This window comes from Leeuwenhoekiella sp. MAR_2009_132, from assembly GCF_000687915.1.
Classification (GTDB): Bacteria; Bacteroidota; Bacteroidia; order Flavobacteriales; family Flavobacteriaceae; genus Leeuwenhoekiella.
Genome location: NZ_JHZY01000002.1, coordinates 939044 through 953318 on the forward strand (window position 1 = coordinate 939044; position 14275 = coordinate 953318).

Genomic DNA, 14275 nt, shown 5'->3' on the forward strand with positions numbered 1-14275 from the left:
GAAAATTTAGCCTTTAGTTTGACTTTTCATCATTATTTCCTGAAATTTTTGTTGAAGTGCTTTATCATTTTGAAGAGCTATAGCAACCGCTTTGTAGGTTTCCATAGTTAGGCCGTGATCCTTTATAATCGCAAACATTTTAGATTCTAATTTTGGTTGCATACTCTTAATCTCGGTAATTACTGCTGCGTGCTGTTTTAATTCTTCTTTAGATGCATCTACCGTAGTTTTAGGATCCAATTTAGATTTTTGAATTTCATTAAAACGGTCTACTTCTAAACCATTATTTTTAATGATTACCATCATCTCTTGTTGGGCTACTTTGTTTTCTTCCTGTACTTCTATAAAGGCATCAGCAAACTTAGTAAGTTCTGCATTAGTTATTTCTGATTGAGTTTGCGTGGTTGACTGGCTAGGTGCTACTTGCGCTCTTGCAGTAAAGTTTACACCACCTATTAAAGCACCCGTGAGTGCTAACGCAATTATATCTTTTTTAAATGTAATCATTATGTTTCTTTTTTAAATGAAGTTTAATGTTAGGAAAGAAACATACCATAGCCGTTATTTTAAGAAAGAGATTGTTATTTTTTACAACAGCTTAACATAATATCGGGCAAATGTTAATACTATCTTTAAAGAATAAAAAAAAATGTCTGTTGTGATATCACAACAGACATTAATAATACTTCAATTCAGTATAAAATTAGAATTTAGTCTTCTTGCTCTCGGTCATCTAGAAGCTCAACTTCAAAAACCAGATTTGTACGCGGCGGTATAATACGATACCCGCGCTCGCCATATCCTAAATGATAGGGAATAAACAGCGTTGCTTTATCTCCATAGTTTAATTGCTGAATCCCTTCTTTAAACCCTGCAATCATTTGTGCTTCGGGACCGTATGGGATTTCTACAGGAACATACATATTTTCTTTGGGTCGCGTTTGAATGTCCCACTCATCTGCACACGCCTGAATATTACTGTCAAAAAGTTCGCCATCAGAAAAATATCCTGCGTAATTTACTTTTACTTTTTGAGAACGTTTTGGTTTTTCTTCAGAACCTTTTTCGGTTATGACTAGCGCAAGACCACTTTCTAATGTGTCTGCTTTTTTACGTAATTCTTCAAATAAGGCTTTCTGGTCATCTTTTAATTTTTGTTTGGCAGCCAAAGCATTTTCTTTTTCTTGAGCCTTTTTCTCAATCTCTTCAGTAAAAACTTCGGGTGCTTCAAAGTGACGGGCTTCTGCACCTTTTCTAATGATTTTTACAGATTGTATGGTAACCTTACTTTTTGGTTTTCCAGTACGCGCGTCAAGCATTTCGGTTTCAGTTATTTTCTTTAAAACATCAAAACCAGAAACCAATTGACCAAAAACCGTATGACAACCAATTTGTGGATTTTTACAATTTTTGAGATTATCTTCAGCATCGTAGCCATCTAAGTGTGGAGTAGGAGCATCTGTGATAAAAAACTGACTACCATTTGTACCATAGCCAGAATTTGCCATAGAAAGCACACCTATAGTGTCGTGCTTTAACTCTGGGCTAAATTCATCGTGAAATTTATAGCCAGGGCCACCACTACCATTACCTTTAGGGTCACCACCCTGTATTATAAAACCTTTCATTATGCGGTGAAAGGTAAGGTTGTCATAAAAGGGTTTGCCTTTGTAAATAGAATCTGCAAGCGGATTATTACCTTCTGCTAAGGAAACAAAATTGGCAACTGTAGCCGGCGCTTCTTTATAAAATAAGTTTATGATCATGGTGCCTTTGTTGGTTAGAACTTCAGCATAAAGACCATTATCTAAATCAGGGTATTTATCATCTGCGCAGGACACAAACGCAAATAAAATCATGAATGCAAGAACAGATGCTTTTTTCATAATTAATTTTCAGTATTATTTCTTTTTACTTGTATGAGATAAACCTTAGTTTGAATAGGCAAGTTAGAGCCTATTATATCTTCAAAACCGTAATATCCAAAGGCTTTATGTGAGGGAAGTAAAAAAGTGACTACATCACCTTCCTGCATTAATTTTAAGCCGTCTTTGAGTCCTGAAATAAGATCTTGATTGCTTTGTTCTATCTGATAGGTCTGCTCTCCTAAATCTTCCTTAGAAATTAAAAGATTACCATCGAGTGCATTTATTTCATAATTAAACGTTACAAGATCTCCCGTTTTCGGTTTGATGAGACTTGTAGTGTCTTTTACATTGTAATAATACCAAAAGCCTTTATCTGAAGAAAAATACTCGTGCTCCGGGTTAGCTTCCATAATTAGCTTAATGGCTTCTTCCTGAGCTTTATTCATTTTTTTATTGCGCTCAATAGACAGGTCTACATAAGAGCCGGATGATTGGCTAACCGGTCTTCTTGCTTCTGGAGTTTTACAAGCTGAAACAAGGACTAACAGTACAACGAGCAGGTTGAATTTATTCATGTAGCGCTTCTTTATATTGAGGTAATATACTAATAAAATAGGCAACTGTATCGGCTAAGGAAAGATCACTTTTACCACCTGCTGCATTTGTGTGACCACCTCCCTGAAAATGAGAACGTGACATCTCGTTAACTGAAAAACTTCCTTTAGAACGCAATGAGATTTTAATTATTCCTTCCTGTTTATTCTCTATGAAAATAAGAGCAATTTTGATAGAATCTAATGATAACCCGTAATTTACAAAACCTTCGGTATCTCCTTTTTGATAATTATGTTCATCAAGTTCTTCCTGAGACAAGGTGATATAGGCCGCATTATATTCTGGTAATACACGTAAATTAGTAAGAGCGGTGCCTAGTAACTGCATTCTTGAGTAACTGTTGGCATCGTAAATTTGCTCGTGTATAAAAGCATTGTCAGCACCTTTTTCTATTAAACCGGCAATTACTTTGTGAGTTAATGCAGAAGTAGATCTAAATCTAAAAGAACCGGTATCGGTCATAATTCCGGTATAAAGACATGTGGCAATATCAGCATCTATAAGATCTAGACCATCAAGCATTTCTATGGTGTGATAAACCATCTGGCATGTAGCGCAAACAGTAACATCACTATAGGTTACTACAGCATAATCATCAGGTTGTTGATGATGATCTATCATTACAAACTGAGCGCTGGCACTACGCAACGAATTTTCCATATCGCCTACTCTGGATAATGAATTAAAATCTAGAGTAAAAATTAAATCTGCTTCAGCAATTAAGCGGGTAGCTTGTTGATTCTGAAGATCAAATTTAACTACTGTATTTTCAAATGGCAGCCATTTTAAAAATTTAGGATAATCGTTAGGACTTACCACAGTTGCGTTGTGACCTTTTTTTATAAGAAATTGGTATAGACCTAAAGTTGATCCCATTGCATCGCCATCTGGATTTTTATGTGGTATGATTACAATTTTTTTTGGGGTAGCTAAAAGATCTTTGAGAAGTAGTATTTCAGAATTTTTCATAGAAGGCGAATATACGATTTCATGATATAGTGTTAATATGGGAACGTGTAATTTTGAACTTCAAATTTTAGTAAAAATGATATCAAGTATTCAAAAAAGACTTTTAATCGGTTTTTGTTTAGGTTTAGTGACATTCTTTACAAACGCTCAGGAAACTACCTACACATCAGATTTCACGATTGCATTTGGTTCTTGCAATAGGGTTGATTTACCTAATCCATTTTGGAATGATATAGCTTCTAAAAATGCAGATGTGTTCATATGGGGAGGAGATGTTATTTATGCAGATACAGAAGATATGACGGTTATGGAGGCTATGTATAAACAACAAAAAGCAAATCCTGATTATAAAGCATTTGCCGAAAAGACCGAGATTTTAGGAACCTGGGATGATCACGATTATGGAATTAATGATGGTGGAGCAGAATATAGTAAAAAGCATACAAGTCAAAACCTTTTTTTAGACTTTTTAAATGTTCCTAAAGATGCTAAAGTTAGGGACCAGGAAGGCGTTTATACTTCTAAGAATTATTATAAAGATGGAAAATGGATTAAGATTATTATTCTTGATACTCGTTATTTTAGAAGTGATCTTACAGATTCTGAAATAGCCGGGAAACGTTATGAGCCCAATACGACTGAGGCCGGAACAATTTTAGGAGCTGAGCAGTGGAGTTGGTTAGAAAAGCAATTTGAAGAGAAATCAGACTATTGCGTGGTAATGAGCAGTATTCAGTTTTTAAGTGCCGAGCACGGCTTTGAAACCTGGGGAAATTTTCCTTCAGAAATTGAACGTTTTGAAAATTTAGTGAAAAATGCGAATGCTCAACGTGTTGTTCTTTTAAGCGGGGATAGGCATATTTCAGAATTTTCTAGAAAAAATATTGAAGGAATAGATTACCCCTTAATCGATTTTACTTCAAGTGGTCTAACGCATTCTTATTCTTCATACAGTGGAGAACCTAATCAATATAGGGTAGGTGATGTAATTAGTGTACGCAGTTATGGTTTACTTAATATTGATCTTGATAAACACATCATAAATTTTAAAATTATGGGAGTAAATGATCAGATTTTAAGCGAATTAAGTCAGCACTATTAATTCTTAATTAAGGAACTAAAATTTCTAATTAAAAGAATTACTTTTGCAGCGATTTTAAAAACAAAAAAATCAATTGGCTCTTATTATGCTGATTGAAACAAAACAAAACAAAATGGCAACAAACAGAACGTTTACCATGATTAAGCCAGATGGCGTAGAGAATGGACACATTGGTGCAATATTAGAAAAAATTACAGCTTCAGGTTTTCGCATAGTAGCGCTTAAAATGACGCAAATGACTACTGCAGATGCAGAGGCTTTTTATGCAGTACATAACGAGCGTCCGTTTTTTGGAGAGCTTGTAGAATTTATGACAAGAGGTCCTATTGTTGCTGCTATCTTAGAAAAAGAAAATGCAGTTGAAGACTTTAGAACACTTATAGGAGCAACAAACCCTGCAGATGCTGCAGAAGGTACTATTAGAAAATTATATGCTACCTCTATGGGAGAAAATGCTGTTCACGGTAGTGACAGTGATGAGAACGCAGCTATTGAAGGTGCTTTTCACTTTTCAGGTAGAGAAAAATTCTAGTCAGTTAATGACTTTATATTAAAAGAGCGGCAATTGCCGCTCTTTTTTTGTTTTAATTAAATTTAAATTTTATCTCAAAACAATAGATTTAATAACTTCTTTACCTAATTCTTCATTGAGGTTACGTATTATTTTCTCTTTCCCGTAACATAATTCTTCTCGTAAAACAGACGAACTTAATTGTACAAATAACCTATCATTATCAAGTTTTATTTGGGTGGTGTATTTTGAAATAGCTGGCCCCATTATATCGCGCCAGGCATCTGCCACATTAACTTTATCAATACCGGTTTGCAAATTGTTTTTTTCAACAAATGATCCCAATACATCTCGTATTGATTTAGGATCTGCGTCTCGTTTTGCCATTAGTCTGTAATATCTATTTTTTCAAATTTATGATACGTATAAATCAATCCCCGATCATTTTTGAGTTGTAATTCATTACCATCTGCTATTAAAACAGTTTCTGACCAGGAGTCAAAAGGAGTAGTGTAATTGAGATACAAAGAATCATTCTTTATTATAGCAACAATATTTTCTTTAGAATCTGTGGTGACAAAGGTACCATCTATACGCGGCAAAACCTTAGTTCTAAATCCTAATGTATCTCTTAATTCTATAAAATCTACTTGCTCATTAAATTTATAGTCGGTGGTTTTTCCATTGGGGTTTTCAACCTGTTTGATTTCCCAATATCCGTTTAGATTTTTAAGTTGCTCCTCAGGATTGTTTTCGGCGCAGCCTAAAAGAACAAAGAAAATGCTAAGCGATGCTAGATAAGTCTTCAAAGTTTAAAAATTTTATAGGTTTGGTGAATTTCTTTAATAATGTCTTCGGTGCGATCTGCGTGCGTATCGCTAATAAACAACTGCCCAAAGTTATCATCATTTACAAGATCTATAATCTGGGTTACCCGGTTTTCATCTAATTTATCAAATATATCATCTAGCAATAATAAGGGTGTTGTATTGCTTTGTGATTTTATAAAGTCAAATTGTGCCAGTTTGAGAGCTATGAGATACGATTTTTGCTGACCCTGGCTGCCAAATTTTTTAATAGGATGCCCTTCAATTTTAAAACTTAAGTCATCGCGATGTGTGCCTACCGTTGTGTATTGAAGCGCACGGTCTTTTGCAAGATTTTCTTCAAAAAGAGTTTCTAATGAAGCATCTATTAATTGACTTTTATATTTAAGTTTTACTTCTTCTTTACCACCGCTAATGGCTGCATAGCGTTCTTTGAAAATAGGCGTAAAGGCTTCCAGAAATGCACTTCTTTTTTCAAAAAGAATAGCTCCGAGACTGTTCATCTGCTCATTATAAATACTTAGCGTGTCTTTGTTAAACGTATGATTGGCGTTAAAGTATTTGAGAAGGGCATTGCGTTGTGCTAATGTTTTATTGTATTTAATTAAGGTGTCTAGATATGTTCTGTCGCTTTGGGCAATAACACCATCCATAAACTTACGGCGCGTCTCACTACCTTCAATAATTAAATCTCGGTCTGCAGGAGATATAATAACAAGTGGTAAAAAACCTATGTGATCAGAAAAGCGCTCGTAAATTTTGCCATTACGTTTAATTACTTTTTTTTGACCGCGCTTTGCGCTTACGATTACTTTCTCTTCCCGCTCTTGTTTTTCATAGCTGCCATCAATTACAAAGAAATCTGCAGCGTGATTAATGTTTTGAGTGGTAATGGGGTTAAAGTAGCTCTTGCCAAAGGATAAATGGTAGATAGCATCGAGCACATTTGTTTTTCCCACACCGTTATTTCCCACAAAACAGTTAATTTTTTTGTCGAGTGTAAAAGACGCAGTTTCAAAATTTTTATAGTTAATAAGCGAAAGTGCTTTTAGAATCATAGCGTACAAGCCAATTTTTTAAACCCTAATTCCTTGATAAATAGCATATTGAATTAAAGTGTATTCATATGCAAATTATTGAAAAATAACAAAACAATACCCTGTTAATATTGAATAAAAATTTTATTTTTGCGCCCAACAAAAGTTTAAGAATGGCCACATATCAAAAAAGGGGTTACAAACCTAAGACCAAGGAAGAAGTAGAAGAAGTTGTGCAAGAAGAAAGTACAACGGCTGAAGTATTCTCATCATTAGACGAGGGAGCATCGCGTACTGAAGCCTGGGTTGAAAAGAATCAAAAACCTATTTTCGTAGGGATAGCTGTTATCGTTATCGCTGTTTTAGGTTATTTAGGTTATGAAAAATTTATACAAGAGCCTAAAGAGTTAGAAGCGTCTAATGAGATGTATCAAGCTCAGAATTATTTTAATGAGGCTGTTTCGGGTAGCGTTGCTAAAGATTCTCTTTTTACGCTTTCTCTTAACGGAGGTGAAGGTAAATATGGTTTCTTAGATATTATAGACAATTACTCAGGTACTAAAGCCGGTAATCTGGCGCATTACTACGCTGGTATGGCATATCTAAATACAAATAAGTATCAAGAGGCAATAGATCAACTTGAAGATTTTGATAGTGATGATATGATGCTTGGTCCTTTAGCAAAAGGATCTATAGGAGATGCATTTATGCAATTAGATCAACCGGAAGAGGCGCTTTCTTTTTACAAAAAGGCAGCAGATTTAAAAGCAAATGATTTTACAACTCCACGTTTCTTATTAAAAGCGGCAACGGTGGCTCTAGCTTTAGGCAAGAATGACGATGCGGTAACGTATTTAAACAGAATTAAAGAAGATTATAGTGAGTCTGCAGCGGCTCAGGAAGTACCTTTATATTTAGGTATGGCTAAGGCAGAATAAAAAATTTAAAGTATGGCTACAACAGACTTGTCTGTTTACGATAAAGCAACAATCCCAAATTCGAAAAACTTTCGGTTTGGGATTGTTGTTTCTGAATGGAATCGTGATATAACACAGGGTTTATTTCAAGGTGCTTTTGATACCTTTTTAGACTGTGGTGTACTCAAAGAAAATATTGTACGCTGGGATGTTCCTGGTAGTTTTGAGCTTATTTACGGATGTAAAAAAATGCAACAAAGCTATGATATGTTAGACGCTGTGATCGCTATAGGTAGTGTGATACAGGGACAAACAAAACATTTTGATTTTGTTTGTGACGGGGTAACTCAGGGAATAAAAGATCTTAACATACAAAGCGATATTCCTGTTATATTTTGTGTGCTTACAGATAACACAATGCAACAAGCTATAGATCGTAGTGGCGGTCAACACGGTAATAAGGGTGTTGAGGCTGCGGTTGCTGCTATAAAAATGGCTCAACTACGCAAAGATGCTACGTTCTAAACTGAATATATAATTCTCTTTTAATTTCTACATTCTACGGTATTAAATTGCTGTCTGTGTAATCTCTGAGAAGATATTGTAGTTTATAAAATTACAATATCTTCTCAGCTGTTGGAATACTTTTTGCTTTCATTAAGAAGCAGGTGGCTATCGCCTTTACTTCATTTATTGTAAATTTGAATTTTAGAAATTATGGGAATTTTAAAAGCACGCAAAAACAAAAAATATAGTTACAGTCCTCGTTATTACGAAGGCAGTTCAACTCCATTTAAGCTAGAGTCAAAGTTTGATAAATACCGTAAGGCTACTTTAGAAACTAAAGGTCTTAAAGGTAAGTTTACCACGGCCTGGGACGACTTTAGATATAATAATGATAAACGCGCAAACAGAACAACTATTCTAATTTTAGCAGTTCTTGTAATGTTGTTTTTATTTATTATAGACTTTGATCTAAGCATCTTTACGCAATTTTAATAAATGTCTGATATCATTAAGCTTTTACCAGATCACGTAGCAAATCAAATTGCTGCGGGTGAAGTCGTACAACGGCCGGCTTCTGTAGTAAAAGAATTATTAGAAAATGCCATCGATGCAGGTGCCAATCAAATTAAATTACTCCTTAAAGACGCCGGTAGAACGCTTGTTCAGGTAATAGATGACGGTAAAGGGATGAGCACTACAGATGCACGCCTTAGTTTTGAACGTCACGCGACATCAAAAATTAATTCTGCAGATGATCTATTTACATTAAGCACAAAAGGTTTTAGAGGTGAAGCACTTGCTTCTATTGCTGCCGTAGCTCACGTTGAGCTCAAGACAAAAACCGAAAATGAGGAAGTAGGTACGCGCATAGAAATGGAAGGAAGTACCTTAAAAGTACAGGAGGTTTGTGCTACCGTAAAAGGAACTTCAATTGCCGTTAAAAACTTATTCTATAATATTCCCGCAAGGCGCAATTTTTTAAAATCTGATAATGTTGAGCTTCGTCATGTTATTGACGAATTTCAGCGCGTAGCACTCGCTCATGAAGGCATAGGTTTTATTATGTATCACAATGAGAACGAACTTTTTAATCTTCCGAAAGCCAATAAACGCCAACGTATCGTTGCAATTTTTGGCGGAAAAACAAATGAGAAGCTTGTTCCGGTTGTTGAAGATACTGAGATCGTAGAAATAGATGGTTTTATCATTAAACCCGAATTTTCAAAAAAAACAAAAGGAGAGCAGTTCTTCTTTGTAAACGATCGTTTTATTAAACATCCCTATTTAAATCATTCGGTAAATGCTGCCTTTGATGGTTTATTGCCAGACCGTTCCCGTGCGAGTTATTTTATCTATCTACAGGTAGATCCTAAAACAATAGATATTAATATTCACCCCACTAAGACTGAGGTAAAATTTGAAGATGAGCATGCCATCTATAACCTATTGCGCGCTGCTGTAAAGCATAGTTTAGGGCAATTTAATATTGCACCCGTTTTAGATTTTAACAGAGAGTCTAATATGGATACGCCTTATTCCTATAAAGATAAGGCAGTACAGGCACCACGAGTAGAAGTAGACCGCAATTTTAATCCCTTTGAAACCGTTACTTCTAATCGTAGTTATGCTGGGACTGCAAATAATTATGAAAAACCCAATACTAAGGGTTGGGAAAATATGTATGCCGGTCTAGATAAGCGCAATTCTGAATCCTCATTTAGTTCTTTGCAAATTGAAGATGAACCTGAGATAGAATCTTTATTTGTAGAGCACGAGAGTAAAGGCTTCGGAGAGACTAAGCAGACCGATAAGGATGCTGCAAACACCTACCAGATACACAATAAATATGTCGTTAGTGCTATTAAAAGTGGAATGCTTGTTATAGATCAACACCGTGCACATCAACGGGTTTTATATGAAGAATTTCTTCGGAATATTACCGTTAAAGAATCTGTGAGCCAACAATTGTTGTTTCCACTTAGACTTGATTATTCAAATGCAGAATTAGTAATTTTTAGTTCGTTGAAAGAATCCTTAGAGAATACAGGTTTTGTATTGGATTTCCCGGAAGAAGGTTTTTTAGAAGTTTCCGGAATCCCGGCAAGTATTCAGGAAAGTGAAGTTTCTATAGTATTAGAGCAGTTACTGAGTGATGTCGAACAAGAAATACCAGATGCGGGTTTCAGTCAGACCGATGTTCTGGCTAAAAGTATGGCAAAGAGTATGGCGGTTAAAACCGGTGAAAAATTAGATGATTTATCGAGAGAACATCTCGTAAATAAGCTTTTTGCCTGTACAGAACCTACATTATCACCATTTTATAAAAAAACCTTTATTACGCTTACTGTCGATGAACTCGATCGTAAATTTAATGCATAATTAAAAACGCTTAGTAGCGTTACTAAAACAAACCTGATTAGATGGGTAAAATCACCGAAACTGTAAAAGTCCTTTTAATAATAAATGTAATCTTCTTCTTAGGAACAAAATTTCTGTTTCCTCAGGCTTTAGATCTTTTTGCGTTATGGTTTCCCGCAAATTCAAATTTTGAATATTGGCAGCCGCTTACGCATATGTTTATGCACGATCAAAGCAGTATTTTTCACATATTATTCAATATGTATGCGTTGTATGCTTTTGGAGGACCGGTAGAACAAGCTTTGGGAAAATCTAAATTTATATTTTTCTATTTTTCAGCAGGACTAGGTGCGGCCTTAATTCATACGTTGGTAGGGTATTATCATTACCAGTCTGGATATAATGCCTTGCTAGATGCAGGTGTAAGCCCTTCAGATATATCTCAAATACTTGAAAAAGCTTTTGCAAGTATTCAGCAAACTGGGCAGTACTCGTATCCAGATATTGGAGAGCCTGATAAAATACGCGGTATGATTGAGGCATTTTCTACCTCTGCAGTAGGTGCTTCTGGTGCTATTTATGGGGTTCTGGTGGCTTTTGGTATGTTATTTCCTAATGCTGAATTATTCCTAATCTTTTTACCTATTCCTATTAAAGCCAAGTTTTTTATACCAGCTCTTATTTTACTCGATTTATTTTCTGGTGTAACCGGGTTTTCATTATTTGGTCAGAATATTGCAAACTTTGCACACATAGGAGGAGCGTTATTTGGGTTTATAATGATGTGGTATTGGAAAAAGAACAGTTTTAATGACAAACGCTGGTATTAATTATGTCTGGAACTAGCTTAAGTTATCAGTTTAAAACGGCTTCAATAGTCGTTAAGCTTATCGTAATTAATGTTTTAATCTGGGTAGGCTTTATGCTTCTTGAATGGATTTTAAATTCAGGAAACATAATTACACAATGGTTAAGCTTGCCTACAGATTTAAGTAGGTTAATTATTCAACCGTGGTCTTTATTAACGTATGCTTTTCTACACGGAGGATTCTGGCATATTTTCTGGAATATGCTTATTCTGTATTGGTTTGGACAGATTGTTTTGAATCTATTTACTGAAAAACGATTTCTTACCGTTTATCTTTTAGGGGCTTTAGCCGGGGGTGTTTTCTTTGTTATTTCTTATAATCTGTTTCCGGTTCTTATTCAATCTACTGCTTTTCTGGTAGGAGCGAGTGCAGCCGTGCGAGCAATTATGATTTTTATAGCTACCTATACTCCTAATACAGAAGTGCGCATCATTTTTTTTAATGTAAAGCTTTGGCACATAGGTGTCTTTGTAATTCTTACAGATCTTATTCAAATTCCCTCATCTGATAATGCCGGAGGTTTGCTGGCTCATGTGGGTGGTGCTCTATTTGGTTTCGTCTATGCACAGCAACTGGGTAAAGGTAATGACATAGGCCTCTGGTGGGAGCGTTTTGCAGATACTGTAGTCGGTTTTTTTAAACCAAGGCCAAAGAGTGAGAAGAAAGCTAAAATGAAAACCGTCTATCGCAATACCAAGGCACACGCTACTGCTTCAACGGTTTCAAAATCTATGTCAAAAACCGAAAAACAAATACGTATTGATACCATTCTAGATAAAATAAGTAAAAGTGGTTACGATAGCTTATCTAAAGAAGATAAAGACTTTTTATTTAAAGCCGGAAAGGATACTTAATGAAAAAACTCGGACTTTGGAATAAGATTGTTTTTTTTATAAATAGTCTTTTTGCGATCGCGCTTTTAATAGGATATGCACTACCTTATTTTCCACCAAAAATTTTTCCACCGGTATCTGTTCTTACGCTTATCATTCCGGTTCTATTAGCAATTAATGCGTTATTTGTAATCTACTGGCTGCTGCTTTTCAAACGCCAATTTTTACTTTCAGGATCAATACTGGTGTTGTGGCTTTTTATAGGTACATCGCTTTTTAACTTTGGTTCTGGTGTGAAAATTAATGAGATCGTAAAAGCTGAAAATCAACTTAGTTTTTTTAGCTATAATGTTCACGTGTTTAGCAGTGATAACTATACAAAAGAAGAAATTAAGGAAGGATTAAGGGCACTTATAGAAAAGAATACACCAGATATTATCACGTTTCAAGAATTTTCAAAACATAGAGATCCTGAATTTAAAGGATATCCATATTCCTATTTTGGAGAGAATGGTACACGTAATTATGGTCAAAAAATCTATTCTAAATATCCTATAGTTAATGAGGGTTCTCTAAATTTTACCAGTACTTTTAATAATGCAATTTTTGTAGATATCGTTAAGGCAAAAGATACTATACGTATTTATAATATGCATATGCAGACGCTAACACTTACTCCAGAGTTAAATGCCTTAGAACAGGAAAATACAAAATCACTTGTAGGCAGGTTAGGCAGAGCATTTAAGAAACAACAAGAACAAACAAATTTATTTCTGGAACATCAGCGCAGTTGTAACTATAAAACCATTGTTGCCGGTGATTTTAATAATACCGCTTTTTCTTATACCTATAATAAAATACGGGGTTCTCGATTAGATGCTTTTGAAGAAAAAGGAAGTGGTTTTGGGCGTACGTTTATTTTTGATATTATTCCGTTACGTATAGATTTTATACTGCCCGATACCAGCTTTGAGGTATTGGCATTTGAAAATTTTAATGTTGATTATTCCGATCATTTTCCTATAATGGCTATTATGAAGTTATAATAATATTACAATTTTAAATCTAGTTTTTGTAAATAGGTGAGTGCCTCGGGGCCGAGATTAAATAGGAGATCTAAAACAGTTAAATACGGAATAAAACCATTTTTCTCTTCAAAAACCTGTCTATACTGCGGTAAATCAATTTTATTTTTTCGTTTTCCGTTTGCAAAGAATCTCAAATCAATTTTATGTGCATACGATTCTTTGTATTCTTCAGTATAAGAAATACTAAAATCTAAATCTAATAATCCCATTAAGCACTTAATTGTTTCGAGATTAAAGGCTAATAAAGAATTGTGTTCTTTATGGAATAAGGGGTAAATATCATCTTCATAAAACTCAAAAAACGGAGAGGTTCTATAGGCAATTACAAGTGATCTCCAATGCTGTCGTTGCCATAAGAAACTATTTTCAATTAAAGTGTCTTCTATTTTTTTTCTGCCTTTTCCTTTGTTATGGAGTATAGGAATATTTAACAGCAGTAAACCGTTAGACGTAGCAATGTACATTCTGGTTCTATAACTTTGTTTTTGATAATTTTCAGAAATTTCAAATGTTATTGATTCTGCCTGAACCATGGCAGCAAAAGATATGATGTCTGGAAAGTAAGTAGGACTTATAATAATATTACTCATATTGTAAAAGGTGTAAAGATACTTTAATTGAGCTTTTTGGGTGAATAAATACAATACTACATAAGTAAGAAAAAACTGATAAAACTAATTTTTAATTAAATTTAATATATTGATAATCAGATGATAATCTTTTTTAACATCTAAGTTTTTGTTATTTCATAGTTTATATTTGTTTTTAATCGGT

The 14275-nt window shown here is 34.6% G+C and carries 17 protein-coding genes; 9 read left to right on the plus strand and 8 right to left on the minus strand.

Annotated elements, in window-relative coordinates; all coding sequences use genetic code 11:
- Positions 1–6: 6 nt before the first annotated feature.
- The 4 genes from P164_RS04040 to P164_RS04055 form a co-directional block, all read right to left on the minus strand.
- On the minus strand, positions 7–507 hold the full coding sequence (locus P164_RS04040) for a DUF4168 domain-containing protein (RefSeq protein WP_051621183.1): 501 nt from the start codon (positions 505–507) through the stop codon (positions 7–9).
- 203 nt (positions 508–710) lie between these two features.
- Positions 711–1886, minus strand: a complete 1176-nt coding sequence (locus tag P164_RS04045) for a peptidylprolyl isomerase (protein WP_028375191.1) — start codon at positions 1884–1886, stop codon at positions 711–713.
- A 2-nt stretch (positions 1887–1888) separates the two neighbouring features.
- Positions 1889–2443 (minus strand): gliding motility-associated peptidyl-prolyl isomerase GldI, encoded by a 555-nt coding sequence (gldI, locus tag P164_RS04050; protein ID WP_028375192.1) that lies wholly within the window; start codon positions 2441–2443, stop codon positions 1889–1891.
- A complete protein-coding gene (locus P164_RS04055; protein WP_028375193.1) occupies positions 2436–3452 on the minus strand; it encodes a DHH family phosphoesterase in 1017 nt (338 codons plus the stop codon). Before P164_RS04055 ends, gldI begins: the two co-directional genes overlap by 8 nt.
- A gap of 76 nt (positions 3453–3528) precedes the next feature.
- On the opposite strand from P164_RS04055, the gene P164_RS04060 reads away from it, so the two are divergent.
- Together P164_RS04060 and P164_RS04065 are read left to right on the plus strand one after the other, a co-directional pair.
- Complete coding sequence (locus P164_RS04060; protein WP_051621185.1) at positions 3529–4554, plus strand: alkaline phosphatase D family protein; 1026 nt, start codon at positions 3529–3531, stop codon at positions 4552–4554.
- A 112-nt stretch (positions 4555–4666) separates the two neighbouring features.
- The gene (locus P164_RS04065; RefSeq protein ID WP_028375195.1) at positions 4667–5086 is read left to right on the plus strand and encodes a nucleoside-diphosphate kinase; all 420 of its coding nucleotides are present in this window, start codon (positions 4667–4669) and stop codon (positions 5084–5086) included.
- A 69-nt stretch (positions 5087–5155) separates the two neighbouring features.
- On the opposite strand, the gene P164_RS04070 is transcribed toward P164_RS04065, so the two are convergent.
- Genes P164_RS04070 through recF form a run of 3 tightly spaced genes read right to left on the minus strand, consistent with a single transcriptional unit; the run spans position 5156 to position 6950 of the window.
- Positions 5156–5452: a DUF721 domain-containing protein gene (locus P164_RS04070; protein ID WP_028375196.1), complete on the minus strand. Its 297-nt coding sequence runs from the start codon at positions 5450–5452 to the stop codon at positions 5156–5158.
- Positions 5452–5874: a lipocalin family protein gene (locus P164_RS04075; RefSeq protein ID WP_035899328.1), complete on the minus strand. Its 423-nt coding sequence runs from the start codon at positions 5872–5874 to the stop codon at positions 5452–5454. Before P164_RS04075 ends, P164_RS04070 begins: the two co-directional genes overlap by 1 nt.
- Positions 5871–6950, minus strand: a complete 1080-nt coding sequence (gene recF, locus P164_RS04080) for a DNA replication/repair protein RecF (protein WP_028375198.1) — start codon at positions 6948–6950, stop codon at positions 5871–5873. The genes P164_RS04075 and recF overlap by 4 nt, the downstream gene beginning before the upstream one ends.
- A 152-nt stretch (positions 6951–7102) precedes the next feature.
- Here recF and P164_RS04085 point away from each other — a divergent pair, with 152 nt between their 5' ends.
- The 7 genes from P164_RS04085 (at position 7103) to P164_RS04115 (ending at position 13459) form a co-directional block, all read left to right on the plus strand.
- Complete coding sequence (locus P164_RS04085; RefSeq protein ID WP_028375199.1) at positions 7103–7867, plus strand: tetratricopeptide repeat protein; 765 nt, start codon at positions 7103–7105, stop codon at positions 7865–7867.
- Positions 7868–7879: 12 nt separating this feature from the next.
- Entirely contained in the window at positions 7880–8371 is a 492-nt protein-coding gene (gene ribH, locus P164_RS04090) for a 6,7-dimethyl-8-ribityllumazine synthase (protein WP_028375200.1), read from the plus strand.
- 192 nt (positions 8372–8563) lie between these two features.
- Positions 8564–8845, plus strand: coding sequence for a hypothetical protein (locus P164_RS04095; RefSeq protein ID WP_028375201.1), 282 nt, complete (start codon positions 8564–8566; stop codon positions 8843–8845).
- Between the two features lie 3 nt (positions 8846–8848).
- A complete protein-coding gene (gene mutL / locus P164_RS04100; protein WP_028375202.1) occupies positions 8849–10732 on the plus strand; it encodes a DNA mismatch repair endonuclease MutL in 1884 nt (627 codons plus the stop codon).
- A gap of 41 nt (positions 10733–10773) precedes the next feature.
- A complete protein-coding gene (locus tag P164_RS04105) occupies positions 10774–11541 on the plus strand; it encodes a rhomboid family intramembrane serine protease (protein WP_028375203.1) in 768 nt (255 codons plus the stop codon).
- Between the two features lie 2 nt (positions 11542–11543).
- Entirely contained in the window at positions 11544–12434 is an 891-nt protein-coding gene (locus tag P164_RS04110) for a rhomboid family protein (RefSeq protein ID WP_028375204.1), read from the plus strand.
- Positions 12434–13459, plus strand: a complete 1026-nt coding sequence (locus tag P164_RS04115) for an endonuclease/exonuclease/phosphatase family protein (protein ID WP_028375205.1) — start codon at positions 12434–12436, stop codon at positions 13457–13459. Before P164_RS04110 ends, P164_RS04115 begins: the two co-directional genes overlap by 1 nt.
- Before the next feature lie 5 nt (positions 13460–13464).
- On the opposite strand, the gene P164_RS04120 is transcribed toward P164_RS04115, so the two are convergent.
- Positions 13465–14091 (minus strand): WbqC family protein, encoded by a 627-nt coding sequence (locus tag P164_RS04120; RefSeq protein ID WP_028375206.1) that lies wholly within the window; start codon positions 14089–14091, stop codon positions 13465–13467.
- Positions 14092–14275 lie beyond the last annotated feature (184 nt).

Excerpts from the sequence above, each read along its gene's own strand:
- P164_RS04040 (WP_051621183.1), bottom strand. The coding sequence starts at position 507 with ATGATTACATTTAAAAAAGATATAATTGCGTTAGCACTCACGGGTGCT.
- P164_RS04045 (WP_028375191.1), bottom strand. The coding sequence starts at position 1,886 with ATGAAAAAAGCATCTGTTCTTGCATTCATGATTTTATTTGCGTTTGTG.
- gldI (WP_028375192.1), bottom strand. The coding sequence starts at position 2,443 with ATGAATAAATTCAACCTGCTCGTTGTACTGTTAGTCCTTGTTTCAGCT.
- P164_RS04055 (WP_028375193.1), bottom strand. The coding sequence starts at position 3,452 with ATGAAAAATTCTGAAATACTACTTCTCAAAGATCTTTTAGCTACCCCA.
- P164_RS04060 (WP_051621185.1), top strand. The coding sequence starts at position 3,529 with ATGATATCAAGTATTCAAAAAAGACTTTTAATCGGTTTTTGTTTAGGT.
- P164_RS04065 (WP_028375195.1), top strand. The coding sequence starts at position 4,667 with ATGGCAACAAACAGAACGTTTACCATGATTAAGCCAGATGGCGTAGAG.
- P164_RS04070 (WP_028375196.1), bottom strand. The coding sequence starts at position 5,452 with ATGGCAAAACGAGACGCAGATCCTAAATCAATACGAGATGTATTGGGA.
- recF (WP_028375198.1), bottom strand. The coding sequence starts at position 6,950 with ATGATTCTAAAAGCACTTTCGCTTATTAACTATAAAAATTTTGAAACT.
- P164_RS04085 (WP_028375199.1), top strand. The coding sequence starts at position 7,103 with ATGGCCACATATCAAAAAAGGGGTTACAAACCTAAGACCAAGGAAGAA.
- ribH (WP_028375200.1), top strand. The coding sequence starts at position 7,880 with ATGGCTACAACAGACTTGTCTGTTTACGATAAAGCAACAATCCCAAAT.
- P164_RS04095 (WP_028375201.1), top strand. The coding sequence starts at position 8,564 with ATGGGAATTTTAAAAGCACGCAAAAACAAAAAATATAGTTACAGTCCT.
- mutL (WP_028375202.1), top strand. The coding sequence starts at position 8,849 with ATGTCTGATATCATTAAGCTTTTACCAGATCACGTAGCAAATCAAATT.
- P164_RS04105 (WP_028375203.1), top strand. The coding sequence starts at position 10,774 with ATGGGTAAAATCACCGAAACTGTAAAAGTCCTTTTAATAATAAATGTA.
- P164_RS04110 (WP_028375204.1), top strand. The coding sequence starts at position 11,544 with ATGTCTGGAACTAGCTTAAGTTATCAGTTTAAAACGGCTTCAATAGTC.
- P164_RS04115 (WP_028375205.1), top strand. The coding sequence starts at position 12,434 with ATGAAAAAACTCGGACTTTGGAATAAGATTGTTTTTTTTATAAATAGT.
- P164_RS04120 (WP_028375206.1), bottom strand. The coding sequence starts at position 14,091 with ATGAGTAATATTATTATAAGTCCTACTTACTTTCCAGACATCATATCT.